A 16177-nucleotide genomic window follows, 5' to 3' on the forward strand; every position below is an offset into this window, starting at 1 on the left:
GGTGTCGTCATGTCATGCACCAGCCGGAGTCACAGCCGGTGTCGGTGTCGTCGAACGGCAGCGTGTCCACGCCGTCGGGGATCGCGTCGGCCAGCGGCCGGAGCAGGCGGGTGAGGTACACGTGGTCTTTGCCGAGCAGGTCGCGGCGTCGGTTGAGGAGCGCTTCCAGGTCGCAGGCTTTGGCGAACAGCTCCGGCTCGTCGCGGCGCATGTCGTGCCAGTTCTCCGGCCGGTGGAACGGGCAGAACCAGCACGCCGACTTCGGCGGCACCGGCAACCCCACGCTGCGCAGGATGCGCGGGCAGTCGGCCCGGCGGATGCCGCGTTCGAGCAGCGGGTATTCGATCTGCTCGTACGGCTCGCAGCGCCGCTTGTTCGCCCGGCCGATCTCGTCCAGGCTGATCCCGATCCCGACCGTGGCCGGGTTATCCCGGGACGCGCCGCGCCGCTTCAGCTCCTTACCGATGACCTTGATTTTGAAGTCGCCGGTGCAGGCCCGGGTGCCCGGCGCCCCACTCGGGGACAGCCGCACCGGGATCGGCAGCGACCGCGAGCCCTCCCGGGTGATGCGCCCGTAGAGGGTCTCGGGCGTCTTGTCGCGGCGGACCCGGCCGACGGTGACCAGCTCCAACCCGTGGGCTTCGGCGAACGGGCGCGCGTACTGCTCGACATAGCGCAGGGTGGCGGGCTTCTCGGAGTCGTCACCGACGTTGGCGAAGATGAACGTCTTGTAGTCCAACTCCCCCAGCGCGGCCAGCGCCAGGGCGGTCGTCGACTGCACCCCGCCACCGAAGCTGAACGCCTTCACCGGCCTGGTCTCGATGCTGCTCATGCGGTCACCTGCTTTCCGGTGGCCCGCTCGGCAAGGAGCGCATCGCGCAGCATCCGGGCGTTCGCGGGCGAGGTGCGGATGGTGCGGCGGATGCCCTCGGCGGTCACCTTCGCGTCCGGCAGGCCAGCCGTCGCCTTGCGTGCCTGAGCCAGCAGCTGATCGGGCGTGCGCTTGGTACGGGGCGATCGGGCAGCGTCGGGCACCCGACCGGTCACCCCGCGCGGCGGAGTCGATCCCGCCGGCACACTCCCCCGTACCGGCGCGGCGATCGGCGCCGGGGTCGGGGTCGGGGCGGGGATGGCGGGCATCGGCTTGAGCGGGAGGATCGACTTGCCCGCATCGATCGCGACCGGTTCCGGCACCGCAAGACGGGTCAGCGTCACGGCCGGGGCCGGGGTCGATTTCCCCAGGTCAGCCATAGACCGTTTCCTGACGGTCTCGGTCGATTCCTCCGCATTCGTGATGGCGGCCGGAATCGGGGTGGGGCGGTGGTGCAGCACCTTCGCGACGAGGTCGGAGCCGAAGTAGATCGACCCGACCGGCAGCGAGGTGGCCAGCAGGACCAGGGCCCAGTTGGCGGGGTCCCAGTCGGCGAGCCGTCCCCAGTCGACCGTGCGGCCGTGCAGCTGAGGGACCAGGCCGTGCACGTAGTTGAGGACTAGGGAAGCGGCCGTGTAGGTGCCCAGCACGCGCAGCGCGAACTTGCGGTCACCATCGGCCAGGACCAGAGTGGCGACGAGGGCGAGGGCCATCAGGCCGTCGACCACGAACGGATAGAGGGTGGCGGCGGTGTCGTCCGCGCCGATCGCGCCTGCGATGTCGCGCAGCGCGTTCCACGAGACGCGAAACGCCATGCCGACCACGCCAACCAGGGCGAGCACGAGGGCCGCGCGGCCCTTGCGGGGCAGGTTCATCGGGCACCGCCCCTCAAGGTCCAGCCGTGCAGCGCCCAACCGGTGAACTGCGTGAAGCAGGCTCCGGCGGTGGCGTACCGCCAGGACGGCTCACCGGTCACGCACATCAGGGACAGGCAGGCCGCGGTGGCGGCGATGCCGAGCACGATCAGGGCCAGGGCGAGGCCGCGCGGAGAGGTGTTCTGCGTCATGCCGCACCCCCCGAGACGCCCGTGACGGGCTGGTTGGCGAGGGCGCGGCGAGCGGCCAGCAGACGCCGACGGGCCCGCCGGATGCGCTGGGTGTCCACCTCGGTCGGGGTGCGGTCAAGGGTGATGATCTGCGCGTCGATCAGGTCGACGTCCGCCAGGATGACGGGCATCTCCCGCTCGATCGCGTCCAGCTCCGCGTTCGTCGGCTCGACATAGTCGGCGAAGTCGGTAACAGCGTCCTGAACAGTGACGATGGTGCTCATGGGTCGTGGTCTCCCTGGTAGGTGGAAACGGCCCGAACAGCACCCCCGGAGCTGCAACTCCGGGGGTGCGCGCCGTTGAGGGTGGGGGTCAGTCGGTGAGGGTGACGCCGGTGCCGGGGCGGCTCTGACGCGTCAGTTCCTGGCGGATCGCGGTCAACGCGTCGGCCCTGCTCACCGGGTAGTCGAAGTGCGCGGTGTCACTGACCTGCTCCCGCTTGCCGGTGCTCAGGTCCGTGACGGTGGCGGTGAAGCGGTAACTGCGCTTCATATGCGTTGTCCCTTCGGGTCCATGGCGGCATGACGTGCTGCGCTCGCCGTTCGTGCGGCGGACGGAGCGCCCCGGGCGAGATCCGATCTCGCGCCCTCGCGGCTGAATGCCGGGGCGACGTGCATGTCTCCTTTGGGGTGCCGCACCCGTATCAGGTAGTGCGGCTGACCCCGTTGTAGGCGTATGGAGACGCGACCTTTCGGTCAGCCCTTCCGAATGACCAGGGTCGGAGGCGCCCTCGGCCCGCTCTGTCCCGGGCCCCTTGACCTCGAACGGGCCCTAGATCAGGGCGCATTGAGGTCCGGCACCCACCGTCCGGTTAGACCGTCCGGCGGGCACATCCCTAAGGTTCCCTAGGGTTCCCTGCGGTGTCAAGCGGTAAGGTAGGGAACCTCAGGGAAGTGACGACAGGGAGCAGGCGAAATGGCAGGCCAGGCCGACAACCGGGCGCCGTACGCGAAAATTGCCGCCCACTACACAGAGCTGATTTCGTCTGGTCAGCTGGAGCCAGGCACGCTCTTGCCCAGCATCAAGAACCTCGCTGAAGAGTGGAAAGTCAGCACCGCGACAGCCGAAAAGGCTCTGCGCAAGCTGCGCAACGAGGGACTTGTACGAGGTATCCACGGGATCGGGACTGAGGTTCTGGACCAACCGGGTCCGATGTCTTCAGGCTCCCAGCGCCAGGACCGTGGACGACGTACCGGATCCAGTTGGGGGGCGGGCGAAAGGTCAGACTCCCACCAAGCGGCCGTGGTGCCCGCGCCCCCGGAAGTAGCCCAAGCGTTGGACTTGAAGCCCGGCTCCGACGTGATTCGCCGGAGCCGCGTGTACCGGGACCGGCACGGCATCGTCGCCCACAGCACGTCATGGATTCCTGCGCGGTACGGGAAGATGATCCCCCAACTGGCGGAGAGCGAGCGACTGACAGGGGGAACATCCCTCCAGCTCATCGCCAAAGCGACCGGCCACCCGATCAGTCACCGCGTCGACACCGCCTCTGCGAACCTGCTCACGCCCGAGTACGCCCGACTCCTGGAACTGGACCCCAAGAACCCACCGACGGAACCAGTGGTCGTGATGACAGCGAAGTTCGTCGACAGTGAGGGCAACGTCGTGGAATTCGGCGTGGACCTCGGAGGCCCTGGCCGCACATGGCGTACCGAATCGGAGGTCTCGCCATGACGGTGGTGGACGACACGCTCGCGAGCGTGCTCGAAGACCGCCTAGGGTCACTAGTCGCGGCCCGGAGGGATGGCACAATCACGCCCGAAGCCGAAGCGGAGATGGCTGCCATCTCCATGACCATGACGAGACCGATGTCACCACGTCCACCGTTCTGCGTCCTGATGGCCGGGCTGCCCGGCTCCGGCAAGACCACGCTGTCCCGCACGCTCACCGCTCGCGGGTTCATACGGCTGTGCCCGGACGAAGAGATGTACCGCCGGCATGGCGTCTATGGGGTGGACTTCCCCCGAGGCATCTTCCCCACCCTTGAGCGACCGGTCCTAGAGGACGTGGCCGTCGAGCTCACCGACCACCTCAAGGCGGGGCACGACGTCGTCGTTGATCACGGCTTTTGGACCCCCGAGGATCGGGCTCACTGGCGGGCCATCGCCACCGACGTCGGCGCCACCCCCGTGCTCGTCTATCTCGCGGCAAGCCACGACGAGCTGTGGGCGAGGATCAGCAAGCGCAACGATTTTCACGCGAACGATCCCAACTCGATCTACTTCTCTGAGAGTGACCTCCAGCGGTACCGGACTCGGTTCTTTCCCCCGGGGGAGGACGAACCGCACCTCTTGTATGAGGGCGACCCGACGGTCGTGGTTGCGGCCTTGGACGCTCATGGATGAGGGGTTGGCAGCACTGCTGGCAGGGGCTGGAGCGTTGATAGGCGCACTGCTGGGGGCCGTGGCCTCGTATAGAGGCGCGAAGATCGGAGCGGAGCGGGCCCTGGAAGCGACCCTTGCTCAAGTTGAGCGACAGGCACTCGCCGAACATGCGCATTGGGCCCGCGAGCACCGCAGGACTGCCTGGATAGAGGCACTAGACGCGGCCGCCATCGCCGTCAGAACCATCGACGAAATGGCAGCTCACTGTCGCCGCGGGGAGGGTATACCCAGAGAGCTTCCAGCGCGTGCACGGGACTCTGCCACGGTGCTGTCGCGGGGCGCTATTCACTTGAGCGTCTGGGGACCGGAAGCAGGCGCAGACGCTTGCGTCGACCTGCACGGCCGAATCTTCGAGCAGTTCATGGCAGTCCTTGGCTGGGCCCGGGCTATCGCATCATCTGGCGATCCAGAAGCCGCCGCACTCGCGTACGAGGAGGCTGACGCCGCGCGACTCGACGAGTACACCACCTTCCTGCACCTCGCCAAGGCGGCATTGCGAGACGGGGCGGCAACCAGCTGAGCGCATCCCGGCCTGCGCGGCCGTCTCAGTTTCCGTCTCATTCACCCCCGTGCGGGGCCGTTCATACCGGTGCACGCGTCGGGCGCGAGTACCGGAATGAACGAGGCTGAACAGCCCTGGATCATGCTCTGACCAGCACGAACAGACCTCGAAAGCGAGTGTGGCGCAAGTCACCGAGGGTTCAAATCCCTCCGCTACCGCTTGAGAAGGGCCCCGTCGTCAGACGGGGCCCTTCGTGCGTGGATCCTCCCGTGGATCCTCAAGTGCGCTCACGGGGTCGGCAACGGGCCTGGGCCCGCGGGTCGTTGGTCCTTAAATAGGACAGGAAGTTACACTCGCCGCCGGCACAGGAGTCCCAACAGGCACGACAGTCACGGGGGAGGCCGCGGTGGCGGTGAATTCTAAGAAGGCCGCTGTGTACGTGGTCGTGGTCTTCGTGCTGTACGTGATCATCACGGACCCGGCCAAGGCGGCGGACTACGTCCAGATAGGGTTCGAGGGCATATCGGACGCCGCCAAGGCCATCGGTGACTTCTTCACGTGGCTCGCCGACGGGGCGCAGAACTAGGAGCGCACATGATCCGCCACCTCGTCCTCTTCAAGCTCAACGAGGGCGTCCAGCGCGACGACCCGAGGGTCGTGAAGGGCGTCGAGGCCTTCCGCGCGCTCGACGGGAAGATCGAGGAGATCCGGTTCTGGGAGCTGGGCTGGAACCTCAGCGACCGCCCCATCGCCTACGACTTCGCCATCAACTCGGGGTTCGAGGACGCGGACGCGCTGCGTCGGTACGTGGAGCACCCGGAGCACCAGGCGGGAGTGGCGCTCTGGAAGGAGTTCGCCACCTGGGTGATCGCGGACTACGCGTACTGAGCCTCACCCCTTCGCACGCCCCTCGCCAGGAACGGCGGGGGGCGTTATTGCGTCTTATGCCCCAACTCTTCCCTCAACACGGTGTTATGCGGTGCTTGCACACAGTGCACATGTCTTGTGATGCTATGACCGCTTTTGACGGATGAGTTGACCGATGCAGACCGATGAAGACCGATGAAGAGGTGGCGTTGACCGTGTCGGCCAGTACTGCGCCGCCTCAGGAAGAGGCGCCCGCCCAGACCCCCGCGCCCCTCCAGCCCCCGGCGCCCGCCACCCCCCAGCGCAGCCGCGGCGCCGACACCCGGGCCCTCACCCAGGTGCTCTTCGCCCAGCTCAAGGAGGTCCAGCCGGGCACGCCGGAGCACAACCGGGTGCGCGCGGCGCTGATCGAGGCGAACCTCCCGCTCGTGCGCTACGCGGCCGCCCGCTTCCGCTCCCGCAACGAGCCGATGGAGGACGTCATCCAGGTCGGCACCATCGGGCTGATCAACGCGATCGACCGGTTCGACCCGGACCGGGGCGTGCAGTTCCCGACGTTCGCCATGCCGACCGTCATCGGGGAGATCAAGCGGTACTTCCGGGACAACGTACGGACCGTCCATGTCCCGCGCCGGCTCCACGAGCTGTGGGTCCAGGTCAACAGCGCCACCGAGGATCTGACGACCGCCTTCGGGCGCACCCCGACCACCGCCGAGATCGCCGAGCGGCTGCGCATCGGCGAGGACGAGGTGCTGTCCTGCATCGAGGCCGGGCGCTCGTACCACGCCACCTCGTTGGAGGCCGCCCAGGAGGGCGACGGACTGCCCGGACTGCTGGACCGGCTCGGCTACGAGGACCCGGCCCTGGACGGCGTGGAGCACCGGGATCTCGTACGGCATCTGCTGGTCCAACTGCCCGAGCGGGAGCAGCGAATCCTCCTTCTTCGCTACTACAGCAATCTCACCCAGTCGCAAATCAGCGCGGAACTCGGTGTCTCCCAGATGCATGTCTCCCGGCTACTCGCGCGTAGCTTCCAGCGGCTGCGGTCCGCCAATCGGATCGACGCATAGTCAGGCGTAAGTCAGGCGCATAGCCGGATGCATAAGGGGCGCACGGTCGCACGTTCCGGAACGCCGCAGTTCGCAAGCAGGATCGAGGCGTAACCGGCGCGAGCTAATCGCTCACCTGCGCCGTTCCCGACAGTTCTCGGCCGAAAAACCGTCAGACCCCCTTTATCCAGGGCGTATTCGCGTCTCGCATGTCGACATGTCACTACAGCGTGTTGCCGACATGTGACATTCTGCGGGAAGAGCGTTTGCCGGGGCTCCGGCTCCGGTATTCAGGTGAAGGCTGGCGTTCCTCCCGGAGCGTTCGCCGCGACCGTCCCGCGACCCAAAGGGGGTGGCATGTCCGCAGACCAGGGCAGCTCGAAGGTGCTCACGCTCACCAAGAGCGAGGCTGCGCCCGCGCTTGACGACAACACGGCTGTCGAGGCCGTAGAGGCCCCGGCCCTCCCGGCGACCTCGGGCGCCATCGACACCCGGACCCTGTCCCGCTCCCTCTTCCTGCGGCTCGCCGCCCTCGACGAGAACAGCCCCGAGCGTGCGTACGTCCGGGACACCCTCATCGAGCTCAACCTCCCCCTCGTGCGCTACGCGGCGGCCCGGTTCCGCTCGCGCAACGAGCCGATGGAGGACATCGTCCAGGTCGGCACCATCGGCCTGATCAAGGCGATCGACCGTTTCGACTGCGAACGGGGCGTGGAGTTCCCGACGTTCGCGATGCCGACGGTCGTGGGCGAGATCAAGCGCTTCTTCCGCGACACCTCGTGGTCGGTTCGCGTCCCGCGCCGCCTCCAGGAGCTGCGCCTGGCCCTCACCAAGGCCAGCGACGAGCTCTCCCAGAAGCTCGACCGCTCCCCGACGGTCCCCGAACTCGCCGCCGTGCTGGGCGTGTCCGAGGAGGACGTCGTCGACGGCCTCGCGGTCGGCAACGCGTACACCGCCTCCTCGCTGGACTCCCCGGCCCCGGAGGACGACGGCGGCGAGGGCTCGCTGGCGGACCGCCTCGGTTACGAGGACACCGCGCTGGAGGGCGTCGAGTACCGCGAGTCCCTCAAGCCCCTGCTCGCCAAGCTCCCGCCCCGCGAGCGGCGCATCATCATGCTCCGCTTCTTCGCCAACATGACCCAGTCGCAGATCGGCGAGGAGGTCGGCATCTCCCAGATGCACGTCTCCCGGCTGCTGACCCGGACGCTGGCGCAGCTGCGCGAGGGACTCATCTCGGACTGAGAATCGGACCGAGGGTTCTTATTTGACGGTGCGTCAGCCACTATGGCCCGATGCTCCGTACGACATGGACGTATGGCCGTCGAGGCGCCGCGATCGGTGCGTCGGCGGCCGTCGTCTGTCTGGGCGCGGTACTGGCCGCGTGCGGGGGCGGAAGCGGCGGAGGCCGTGACGGTTACGTCGCGGTCGGGGCCGCGGGTGGTCCGCCGTCAGGGGTGGTGACTCCGACCGGGGGTGTGCGGGTGGTGCCGCTGCCCGGGGCGGATGCGGAGGAAGACACTGACGGCAACTCCGCCGACCCGCGCGGCACTTCATCGGGTACGGCACGCCCGGCGCCGGGAGCCGTGGCCTCGGGCGGCGCCAAGTCCGGTCGTACGCCGTCCGATTCGGCCTCGGTGCCACCGAGCCCCAGCCGTACGGCCGGCCCTGCCACGCCTACCGCACCTACCACCCCCACCACCCCCGCCGCCCTCACCTGGAGCGAGCCCGAGCGGGCGGCCGGCGACGAGCGCTGGTGCGAGGACGTGACGCTGGAGTTCCGGAACTCCGGTGGCAGCGCGGTCCGTTCGGGTGCGGTGACCTTCGGGACGCACATCATCGGGGCGCTCGGGGTCGACTGGGGGACGGTCGTCACGGAGGTCGCGCTGCCGGCGCCGATCGGGGCCGGGGCGCGGAAGGGGAAGACCTGGACGGTGTGCGTCGACGCGTGGCGGGTGCCGCTCGGGATGCACATCGAGACGCGGGACGTCGCCGTCCAGTGGAAGTAGTCCTGGAAGCAGGGGCCCCGAAGAGGCCTACTTGAGCGCCAGCCAGGCCACCGCCGCGACGATCGCCACGGCCACGACGACACCGACGATCAGGCCGATGCGGGGACCGGAGGAGGGAGCGGCCGCCGGCTGACGGCCCTGGGGGGCCTCGTCGACGAACGCGCGGAACATCTGGGTGCTGCCGGCGGGGTCGTTGTTGCCCTGGGGGCCCTGGGTGTTAGCCATGCCCCGAGACACTAGCGAATGAGCGGTTGCGGCCCAAGTGGGGGCCCGGGCTCCGTACCGCCTGTCCCCACCTGCGCGTTTACGCTCGCAATACTTGCCTTTGCCAAGTTTTTATGGCGTACCCACCCGTTTTTATTTGCCTGTAGCAACCAACAGTACCTATGGTTGCCCCAAGCAACGAATACGGGAGGTGTGATGGCCGGGCAGGCGCAGTACGAGGAACTGATGCGTCAGTTCAGTGCCTTCGGCGCCGTGAAACGGGAGATGGGGCGGATCCTGCCGCCCGACTGCCCGAGCGGTTCCGCCGCCGTGCTGACGCTGCTCGCCGGGCATGGGGACATGCGCATGAGCAAGCTCTCGGAGCTGCTCGCCGTGGACATGTCCGTGACCAGCCGGCACGCGGCGCACCTCGCCGAGCGCGGCTGGATCCGGCGCTCCCCCGACCCGGCGGACAAGCGCGGCCGCATCCTGCACCTCACCCCGGCGGGCCTGGCCCAGCTGGAGCAGCTGTCGCAGCGGACCTGCGAGCTGCTCGCCGAGCGGCTCGGTGACTGGAGCGACGACGAGGTGGCCCAGCTGACCGTGCTGATGGCCCGGCTGCGGGCCAGCTTCGACGACTGCCGCGCCGCCGCGCCCCGCGTGTTCGAAGAGATCACCCGTACACCCGCAAACACGTAAGAGAAGGAAACCCATGGCAACGACCACACCAGCCGGTGTGCGGGCCGCCCACGCCAAGCACGGGGGAGGCGCCGAGCACTCCGCGCACGCCCCCATGACGCACCGGCAGATCATGGAGGCGCTCTCCGGGCTGCTGCTCGGGATGTTCGTGGCGATCCTGTCGTCCACGATCGTCTCGAACGCCCTCCCGGAGATCATCGGCGACCTCGGCGGCGGCCAGTCCGCCTACACCTGGGTCGTCACCGCCGCCCTGCTGTCGATGACGGCCTCCACCCCCCTGTGGGGCAAGCTCGCCGACCTCTACAGCAAGAAGGCGCTCGTCCAGATAGCGCTGGTCATCTACGTCCTCGGCTCCGCGGCCGCCGGTCTCTCGCAGAACGCCGGCACGCTGATCACCTTCCGGGTGGTCCAGGGCATCGGCGTCGGTGGACTGTCCGCCCTCGCGCAGATCGTGATGGCGGCGATGATCTCCCCGCGCGAGCGCGGCCGTTACTCGGGCTACCTCGGCGCGACCTTCGCCGTCGCCACCGTCGGCGGCCCGCTGCTCGGCGGAGTCATCACCGACACCTCGTGGCTGGGCTGGCGCTGGTGCTTCTACGTCGGTGTGCCCTTCGCGATCATCGCGCTGATCGTGCTCCAGAAGACCCTGCACCTGCCGGTCGTGAAGCGGGACGTGAAGGTCGACTGGGCCGGCGCGTTCTTCGTCGCCGCGGCGGTCTCGCTGCTGCTGATCTGGGTCACCTTCGCCGGTGACAAGTACGAATGGCTGTCCTGGCAGACGTACGCCATGGTCGGCGGCTCGATCGCGCTCGCGCTGATCTTCGTGCTCGTCGAGTCGAAGGCCTCCGAACCGCTCATCCCGCTGCGGCTGTTCCGCAACCGGACCATCACGCTGTCGTCGATCGCGTCGATGTTCGTCGGTACGGCGATGTTCTCCGGCACGGTGTTCTTCGCCCAGTACTTCCAGCTGGCCCGCGACGAGTCCCCGACCATGTCCGGCGTGCTGACCATCCCGATGATCGGCGGTCTGTTCGTCTCCTCCACCGTCTCCGGGCAGTTCATCACCCGCACCGGGCGCTGGAAGGCCTGGCTGGTCAGCGGTGGCGTGCTCATCACGGCGGGCCTCGGTCTGCTGGGCACCATCCGCTACGACACGGAGTACTGGAAGACCGCGATCTTCATGGCGCTGCTGGGCCTCGGCATCGGCATGATGATGCAGAACCTGGTGCTGTGCACGCAGAACCAGGTCGAGCCCAAGGACCTCGGCTCGGCGTCCTCCACGGTCACCTTCTTCCGGTCCCTCGGCGGTGCGATGGGCGTCTCGGTGCTCGGTGCCGTGATGGCCAACAAGATCACCGACTACGTCAAGGACGGTCTGACCGACCTCGGCCCCAAGTACGCCTCCGCCGCGTCCGGTTCGAGCGGCTCCAGCTCGATCCCGGACATGGACGCGCTGCCCGCGCCGCTGCGCACGGTCATGGAGAGCGCGTACGGCCACGGCATCGCGGACGTGTTCCTGATCGCGGCGGCCCTGGCGGCGGTGGCCTTCCTGATCACGCTGTTCATCAAGGAGGTCCCGCTGCGGACCAAGGGCGCGATGGCCCAGGAGGCCGCGCCCGCGCAGGAGACGGCCACCGAGGCTCCCGAGGCTTCCGCCGCTGCCGAGGAGCGGGTGCCGAGCTGGGCCGTGACCTCCGAGACGCAGGCCGCTCCCGACGGCACGCAGAAGCTCGCCGCCGTGGCCACGCTGGAGGCTCCCCCCGCCTCCTCCGGCGGCATCCCGGTCCGTGGACACGTCCGCGGCGCCGAGAGCGCGCCCGTCCCGCAGGCCGCGGTCACGCTGATCTCGCTCGCGGGACGGCAACTGGGCCGGTCGGTGACGCAGGCGGACGGCTCGTACGCCGTCGACGCGCCGAGTGTCGGGTCGTACGTCCTGATCGCCTCGGCGGACGGCTTCCAGCCGCAGGCCTCGACCGTCGTGGTGCACGGTGAGCCGGTCGCCTACGACGTGCTGCTGAGCGGCACGAGCGGGCTGAGCGGTGTGGTGCGGGCCGTGGACGGCGCGCTGCCCGTCAAGGACGCGATGGTGATCGTCACCGACGTCCGCGGCGATCTGCTGGCCACCGGAACCACCGGTGAGCAGGGCGAGTTCGGCTTCGCCGAGCTGGTGCCGGGTGCCGTGACCGTGGCGGTGAACGCCGCCGGGTACCGGCCGCGCGCGCTGCCCGTCGAGGCGGGCGGCACGGGCGTCACCCGGGTCGAGGTCGAGCTGGAGTCCGGAGCCCAGGTCCTGGGCGTCGTACGGGCTCCGCACGGGCCGCTGGCCGATGCGCGGGTCACCCTCGTGGACGCGGCCGGCAATGTCGTAGGAACCGCGACGACCGGGTCGGACGGGGCGTACGCCTTCACCGACCTGGACGCCGGTGACTACACGGTCATCGCCACGGGCTACCCGCCGGTGGCGACGGCCCTCACGGTGGGCGGTCGTGGAACCGACGGCCATGACATCGAACTCGCGCACCCCGGCGAGTAACCGAAAACCCCGGCCCGTGGCGGGTGTGCGCGCGCTCTGAGCGGAGGCGCGCGCCCCGCCGCGGGCCGGTCGCATTCTTGAAGGAGTACGTGAAATGGGACTGACCGCGAAGATCCGTACGCGGGACGGATGGGCCGTGTCGCACGCGGTCGTCACGGTGACCGACATGACGGGTACGCAGGTGCTGCGCGTCGAGGCGGACGAGGAGGGGGCCGTCAGGGATGTGACGCCGCTGGCTCCCGGGGCGTACACCGTCATCGTCACCGCCGTCGGGTACGCGCCGGCCGCCTCCAGTGCGATCGTCACCGCTGGGGGTACCCCCTCTGGGGGAGGCCGCGCCGAGGTCGGCACGGTGACGCTGGCCCGGCAGGGCGGGACCGAGCTGCCGCCGCCCGGGCCGTGGACCGTGGACCCGGCGCACTCCACGGTGGGTGCGGTCGCCCGGCATCTGGGGATCTCCAGCGTGCGGGGGCGGTTCACGGAGTTCGCCGCGGCCGTCGAGGTCGCGCCGGACGACATCGGCAAGTCCCGGGTGGAGGCGGTGATCCGGGCCGACTCCATCGACACGGGGAACGCGATGCGGGACGGGCATCTGAAGTCGGCGGACTTCCTGGACGTGGAGCGGTTCCCCGAGATCACGTACCGGTCGACCGGGCTGACGGCCGCGGGTCCGGACCGCTGGACCGTGCACGGGGAACTGTCCCTGCACGGTGTCGTACGTCCGGTCGACCTCGACCTCGCTCACCTCGGCACCGGCGCCGACCCGTGGGGCGGGACCCGGGCGGCCTTCCGGGCCACGGCCCAGCTGCGGCGCGAGGACTTCGCCATGAACTACAACCAGGTCGTGCAGGCGGGGATCGCCGCGATCGGTACGACGCTGAAAGTGGAGCTGGACATTCAGGTGGTGCGGGGGGAATCGCTGCCGCAGGCCTAGGCTGGCGCCATGGCACCGAACATCGCGACGAACACCGCTGTCTCCCTCGACGAGTTGCTGGACTTCGTACGTCCACGCCACCGCGCCCTGCTGCTGACCCGGCGGGCCGACGGCAGCCCGCAGGCGTCGCCGTTGACCTGCGGGGTCGACGACTCGGGGCGGATCGTCATGTCCACCTATCCCGAGCGCGCCAAGACCCGCAACGCCAAGCGGGACGAGCGGGTGAGCGTGGTCGTCCTGAGCGACGACTGGAACGGGGCGTGGGTCCAGATCGACGGGACGGCGGAGGTCATCGACTCGCCGGACTCGGTCGAGCCGCTGGTGGAGTACTTCCGGAACATCTCCGGGGAGCACCCGGACTGGGACGAGTACCGCGAGGCGATGGTGAAGCAGGGCAAGTCGATCATCCGCGTCACGCCGGTGAAGTGGGGGCCGGTGGCCACCGGCGGTTTCCCAGCGCGGTTGGCTTCGCCGGACGCGTGAGAGCTCGGGGGGTTCGGTGAGTGTGCGAGTACCGGTCGTTCGTGGTTTCTCGCGCAGTTCCCCGCGCCCCTGAGTGGGTTCAGTCATCCTCTCTTTTCACCATCGCTTCGATCCCGGCCACCAAGAGGTCCAGGGCGAAGTCGAAGTCCCGTTCCCACATCTCCTCGACCGTGTCGCCGCCGCGGGCCGCCATGATGTCCTCGGACTGCTTGACGATCTCGGCGGCCTGCGGGGCCTCGGTCACCGTGCTCATGGCGTGCCGGAAATACTCGTCCGGGGTCATGCCGACGTCGGTGGAACGGGCGATGAAGTGGCCCTCGATCGTGCCGAATCCGTACACGAACTGGAAGACGGCGGAGATGGCGGCGGCCAGGCCGTGGGCGGGCAGGCCGGTGCGGCGGATGACGCGGTGGATGACCTGGGCGAACTCCAGGTAGTTCGGGCCGATGTTGAGGAAGGTGCCGCTCAGCGGGGAGACCCACGGATGGCGGACCAGGAGGGTCCGGTAGCCGCGGGCCAGCGTGCGCAGCTGGTCGCGCCAGTCCTCGTCGGACTCCGGTTCGGGCAGGGTCAGTTCGCCGCAGACCGAGTCGAGGGCGAGTTCGAGCAGTTCGTCCTTGGTGTCGACGTACCAGTACACGGACATCGCGGTGACGTTCAGCTCGGCGGCCAGGCGGCGCATGGAGAACTTGGCGAGCCCCTCGGCGTCCAGGAGACGGACGGTGGTCGCGGTGATGCGGTCGCGGTCGAGGCCGGAGGGGTGGCCGCCACCCCGCCGCGACTTGCCGCCCTCCAGCCACACGCTGGTCCGCGCCGCCCTCTGGCCTGCCTTCACCATGGCGCACCTTCCTGGACTTGCTCATTGCCGGTCAGCTTAAGCGCCCCGAAAGGGGGGCGGGGCTGTGTCTGATGTGCGGCTCCGCCGCGTGGGCGCGATCAGCCACGACGGACCCGCAGCCGCAATACGGCGGAGCCCCCACACTCCTAGGCGACCTCTTCCCGCTCAGCCCGCCGCAGCAACGCCCCCGCGACCAACCCACCCAGCAACACGGCCACCGCGCCCACCAACAGACTCGTCTCCAACCCGGAGGAGTACGCCTCGGTGATCCGCGCCCGCTCCCCCGCCGACCCGGCCGCCGCCAACGCCGCCGGCAGCGAGGACGCCCCTACGGAAACCAGCGCGGCGAACCGGGAGTTCAACACAGCGCCCAGCACGGCCACGCCCAACCCCTGCCCGAACTCCGCCACCGTCCCGTTGATCCCGGCCCCGATTCCCGCCTTCTCCGGCGGAATGGAGCTCATGATCGCGTGGGCCATCGCCGGGTTGGCGATCGCGGCACCGGCCCCGATGAGCAGCAGCCCGAGCAGTGTCCCGGCGTAACCGCCGGAGGTGACCGTGGCGATGGAGACCAGGCCGCCCGACATCAGCACCATGCCGAGCCCGATCGCGGCCGGATTCCCCAGCTTGGTCGCCCACTTCGCCGCCATCCCGGAGAAGTTGAGCGCCACGATCGTCAGCGCGAGCGGTGCCGTGCGCAGACCGGCCTCCAGCGGGCCGTAGCCGAGCACGAACTGCATGTGCTGGGTGAGGAGGAAGAGCGAGCCGCCCATGCCGAAGGTGATCAGTACCGCGCCCGCGATGGCGCCCGTGAAGCGGCGGTTGGCGAAGAAGTGCAGGTCGAGCATGGGGTATTCGATCCGGCTCTCCCAGTACGCGAACCCGGCCAGCACCGTGACCGCGACGACCGCGGAGGTCAGTACGCGGCCCGAGGTCCAGCCGTGCTCGGGGCCGGAGATGATCGCGAAGACCAGGGAGGCCATGCCGACGGTCGAGAGCAGGGCACCGAGGAGGTCGGGGCGGTCGCCGCGCGGGTTCTTCGACTCCGGGACCAGGGTGATGGCGGCGACCAGACCGATCGCCGCGACCGGGAGGTTGACCAGGAAGATCGCGCCCCACCAGAAGTGGTCCAGCATGAAGCCGCCGAGCAGCGGGCCGCAGGCGAAGCCGAGCGCGTTGACCGCCGCCCAGATGCCGATCGCCTTGGCGTGCTCCTCGGGCGCGAAGATCTGCATCACCACGGCGAGGGTGGTGGTCAGCAGCAGTGCGCCGCCGATGCCCATCCCGGCCCGCGCGGCGATCAACTGCCCGGTGCTGTCGGCCAGTCCGGCCGTGAGCGAGCCCGCGCCGAACAGGGCCAGGCCCGCGATCAGCATCTTCTTGCGGCCGTAGCGGTCGGCGGCGCTGCCCGCGGTGAGCAGCAGCCCCGACTGCACCAGGGAGTACGCGTTGATCATCCACTGGATGTCCGAGGTGGCCGCTCCCAGTTCCTCGGTGAGGGAGGGGATCGCCACGTTCAGGACGGTGTTGTCGAGGACGACGGTGAGCTGGGCGAGGCAGATGACGCCGAGGATGAGCCAGCGCTGGGGGTGGCCCTGGGGGACGGTGACGGGTGTGGGTGCGGTGCCGGGAGCGGACATGTTCTACACCGTAGAACAGTTCCTATACGGCGTACAACAGAAATAAGAAGAGGGGGCGGCGG

General features: G+C 69.1%; 20 protein-coding genes. 12 read left to right on the forward strand and 8 right to left on the reverse strand.

Annotated features, from left to right (window positions below; all coding sequences use genetic code 11):
• Positions 1–7: 7 nt before the first annotated feature.
• From ABKA17_RS14115 to ABKA17_RS14135, 5 genes are all read right to left on the reverse strand, one after another.
• The gene (locus ABKA17_RS14115; protein WP_353692374.1) at positions 8–832 is read right to left on the reverse strand and encodes a phosphoadenosine phosphosulfate reductase; all 825 of its coding nucleotides are present in this window, start codon (positions 830–832) and stop codon (positions 8–10) included.
• A complete protein-coding gene (locus ABKA17_RS14120; RefSeq protein ID WP_353692375.1) occupies positions 829–1746 on the reverse strand; it encodes a DUF2637 domain-containing protein in 918 nt (305 codons plus the stop codon). The genes ABKA17_RS14115 and ABKA17_RS14120 overlap by 4 nt, the downstream gene beginning before the upstream one ends.
• Positions 1743–1937 carry a hypothetical protein gene (locus ABKA17_RS14125; protein WP_353692376.1) on the reverse strand — a complete coding sequence of 65 codons (195 nt, stop codon included), beginning with the start codon at positions 1935–1937 and terminating at the stop codon, positions 1743–1745. The genes ABKA17_RS14120 and ABKA17_RS14125 overlap by 4 nt, the downstream gene beginning before the upstream one ends.
• Positions 1934–2200, reverse strand: coding sequence for a DUF6284 family protein (locus ABKA17_RS14130; RefSeq protein ID WP_353692377.1), 267 nt, complete (start codon positions 2198–2200; stop codon positions 1934–1936). The genes ABKA17_RS14125 and ABKA17_RS14130 overlap by 4 nt, the downstream gene beginning before the upstream one ends.
• 88 nt (positions 2201–2288) lie before the next feature.
• Entirely contained in the window at positions 2289–2468 is a 180-nt protein-coding gene (locus ABKA17_RS14135) for a hypothetical protein (RefSeq protein ID WP_353692378.1), read from the reverse strand.
• A 423-nt stretch (positions 2469–2891) separates the two neighbouring features.
• On the opposite strand from ABKA17_RS14135, the gene ABKA17_RS14140 reads away from it, so the two are divergent.
• From ABKA17_RS14140 to ABKA17_RS14175, 8 genes are all read left to right on the forward strand, one after another.
• The gene (locus ABKA17_RS14140) at positions 2892–3650 is read left to right on the forward strand and encodes a GntR family transcriptional regulator (RefSeq protein ID WP_353692379.1); all 759 of its coding nucleotides are present in this window, start codon (positions 2892–2894) and stop codon (positions 3648–3650) included.
• Complete coding sequence (locus ABKA17_RS14145) at positions 3647–4321, forward strand: P-loop nucleotide/nucleoside kinase family protein (protein ID WP_353692380.1); 675 nt, start codon at positions 3647–3649, stop codon at positions 4319–4321. Before ABKA17_RS14140 ends, ABKA17_RS14145 begins: the two co-directional genes overlap by 4 nt.
• A 4-nt stretch (positions 4322–4325) precedes the next feature.
• Positions 4326–4880, forward strand: a complete 555-nt coding sequence (locus tag ABKA17_RS14150; protein ID WP_353692381.1) for a hypothetical protein — start codon at positions 4326–4328, stop codon at positions 4878–4880.
• Positions 4881–5268: 388 nt separating this feature from the next.
• Positions 5269–5448, forward strand: a complete 180-nt coding sequence (locus ABKA17_RS14155; RefSeq protein WP_353692382.1) for a hypothetical protein — start codon at positions 5269–5271, stop codon at positions 5446–5448.
• Between the two features lie 8 nt (positions 5449–5456).
• Positions 5457–5750, forward strand: a complete 294-nt coding sequence (locus ABKA17_RS14160; RefSeq protein ID WP_353692383.1) for a Dabb family protein — start codon at positions 5457–5459, stop codon at positions 5748–5750.
• 164 nt (positions 5751–5914) lie between these two features.
• On the forward strand, positions 5915–6799 hold the full coding sequence (locus tag ABKA17_RS14165) for an RNA polymerase sigma factor SigF (RefSeq protein ID WP_353692384.1): 885 nt from the start codon (positions 5915–5917) through the stop codon (positions 6797–6799).
• A 336-nt stretch (positions 6800–7135) separates the two neighbouring features.
• Positions 7136–8020 carry an RNA polymerase sigma factor SigF gene (locus ABKA17_RS14170; protein WP_353692385.1) on the forward strand — a complete coding sequence of 295 codons (885 nt, stop codon included), beginning with the start codon at positions 7136–7138 and terminating at the stop codon, positions 8018–8020.
• A 50-nt stretch (positions 8021–8070) separates the two neighbouring features.
• Complete coding sequence (locus ABKA17_RS14175; protein WP_353692386.1) at positions 8071–8784, forward strand: hypothetical protein; 714 nt, start codon at positions 8071–8073, stop codon at positions 8782–8784.
• A gap of 27 nt (positions 8785–8811) precedes the next feature.
• Here the strand turns inward: ABKA17_RS14175 and ABKA17_RS14180 are convergent, their stop codons facing one another.
• Positions 8812–9009 (reverse strand): hypothetical protein, encoded by a 198-nt coding sequence (locus tag ABKA17_RS14180; protein ID WP_353692387.1) that lies wholly within the window; start codon positions 9007–9009, stop codon positions 8812–8814.
• A 195-nt stretch (positions 9010–9204) separates the two neighbouring features.
• On the opposite strand from ABKA17_RS14180, the gene ABKA17_RS14185 reads away from it, so the two are divergent.
• The 4 genes from ABKA17_RS14185 (at position 9205) to ABKA17_RS14200 (ending at position 13637) form a co-directional block, all read left to right on the forward strand.
• Positions 9205–9687, forward strand: a complete 483-nt coding sequence (locus ABKA17_RS14185; RefSeq protein WP_353692388.1) for a MarR family winged helix-turn-helix transcriptional regulator — start codon at positions 9205–9207, stop codon at positions 9685–9687.
• A gap of 94 nt (positions 9688–9781) precedes the next feature.
• Entirely contained in the window at positions 9782–12220 is a 2439-nt protein-coding gene (locus tag ABKA17_RS14190; protein WP_502994262.1) for an MFS transporter, read from the forward strand.
• A 94-nt stretch (positions 12221–12314) separates the two neighbouring features.
• Positions 12315–13154, forward strand: coding sequence for a YceI family protein (locus tag ABKA17_RS14195; RefSeq protein WP_353692390.1), 840 nt, complete (start codon positions 12315–12317; stop codon positions 13152–13154).
• 9 nt (positions 13155–13163) lie between these two features.
• Entirely contained in the window at positions 13164–13637 is a 474-nt protein-coding gene (locus ABKA17_RS14200; protein ID WP_353692391.1) for a PPOX class F420-dependent oxidoreductase, read from the forward strand.
• Positions 13638–13716: 79 nt separating this feature from the next.
• Here ABKA17_RS14200 and ABKA17_RS14205 read toward each other — a convergent pair whose 3' ends face one another.
• On the reverse strand, positions 13717–14475 hold the full coding sequence (locus ABKA17_RS14205; protein ID WP_353692392.1) for a TetR/AcrR family transcriptional regulator: 759 nt from the start codon (positions 14473–14475) through the stop codon (positions 13717–13719).
• A 146-nt stretch (positions 14476–14621) separates the two neighbouring features.
• On the reverse strand, positions 14622–16115 hold the full coding sequence (locus ABKA17_RS14210) for an MFS transporter (protein ID WP_353692393.1): 1494 nt from the start codon (positions 16113–16115) through the stop codon (positions 14622–14624).
• Positions 16116–16177: the final 62 nt, after the last annotated feature.

This window comes from Streptomyces sp. RG80 (genome assembly GCF_040446465.1).
In the GTDB taxonomy this organism is placed as follows: domain Bacteria; phylum Actinomycetota; class Actinomycetes; order Streptomycetales; family Streptomycetaceae; genus Streptomyces.

Excerpts from the sequence above, each read along its gene's own strand:
- ABKA17_RS14130 (WP_353692377.1), bottom strand. The coding sequence starts at position 2,200 with ATGAGCACCATCGTCACTGTTCAGGACGCTGTTACCGACTTCGCCGAC.
- ABKA17_RS14205 (WP_353692392.1), bottom strand. The coding sequence starts at position 14,475 with ATGGTGAAGGCAGGCCAGAGGGCGGCGCGGACCAGCGTGTGGCTGGAG.
- ABKA17_RS14210 (WP_353692393.1), bottom strand. The coding sequence starts at position 16,115 with ATGTCCGCTCCCGGCACCGCACCCACACCCGTCACCGTCCCCCAGGGC.
- ABKA17_RS14165 (WP_353692384.1), top strand. The coding sequence starts at position 5,915 with ATGAAGACCGATGAAGAGGTGGCGTTGACCGTGTCGGCCAGTACTGCG.
- ABKA17_RS14135 (WP_353692378.1), bottom strand. The coding sequence starts at position 2,468 with ATGAAGCGCAGTTACCGCTTCACCGCCACCGTCACGGACCTGAGCACC.
- ABKA17_RS14145 (WP_353692380.1), top strand. The coding sequence starts at position 3,647 with ATGACGGTGGTGGACGACACGCTCGCGAGCGTGCTCGAAGACCGCCTA.
- ABKA17_RS14175 (WP_353692386.1), top strand. The coding sequence starts at position 8,071 with ATGCTCCGTACGACATGGACGTATGGCCGTCGAGGCGCCGCGATCGGT.
- ABKA17_RS14140 (WP_353692379.1), top strand. The coding sequence starts at position 2,892 with ATGGCAGGCCAGGCCGACAACCGGGCGCCGTACGCGAAAATTGCCGCC.
- ABKA17_RS14115 (WP_353692374.1), bottom strand. The coding sequence starts at position 832 with ATGAGCAGCATCGAGACCAGGCCGGTGAAGGCGTTCAGCTTCGGTGGC.
- ABKA17_RS14180 (WP_353692387.1), bottom strand. The coding sequence starts at position 9,009 with ATGGCTAACACCCAGGGCCCCCAGGGCAACAACGACCCCGCCGGCAGC.
- ABKA17_RS14185 (WP_353692388.1), top strand. The coding sequence starts at position 9,205 with ATGGCCGGGCAGGCGCAGTACGAGGAACTGATGCGTCAGTTCAGTGCC.
- ABKA17_RS14190 (WP_502994262.1), top strand. The coding sequence starts at position 9,782 with ATGACGCACCGGCAGATCATGGAGGCGCTCTCCGGGCTGCTGCTCGGG.
- ABKA17_RS14200 (WP_353692391.1), top strand. The coding sequence starts at position 13,164 with ATGGCACCGAACATCGCGACGAACACCGCTGTCTCCCTCGACGAGTTG.
- ABKA17_RS14160 (WP_353692383.1), top strand. The coding sequence starts at position 5,457 with ATGATCCGCCACCTCGTCCTCTTCAAGCTCAACGAGGGCGTCCAGCGC.
- ABKA17_RS14195 (WP_353692390.1), top strand. The coding sequence starts at position 12,315 with ATGGGACTGACCGCGAAGATCCGTACGCGGGACGGATGGGCCGTGTCG.
- ABKA17_RS14120 (WP_353692375.1), bottom strand. The coding sequence starts at position 1,746 with ATGAACCTGCCCCGCAAGGGCCGCGCGGCCCTCGTGCTCGCCCTGGTT.
- ABKA17_RS14125 (WP_353692376.1), bottom strand. The coding sequence starts at position 1,937 with ATGACGCAGAACACCTCTCCGCGCGGCCTCGCCCTGGCCCTGATCGTG.
- ABKA17_RS14170 (WP_353692385.1), top strand. The coding sequence starts at position 7,136 with ATGTCCGCAGACCAGGGCAGCTCGAAGGTGCTCACGCTCACCAAGAGC.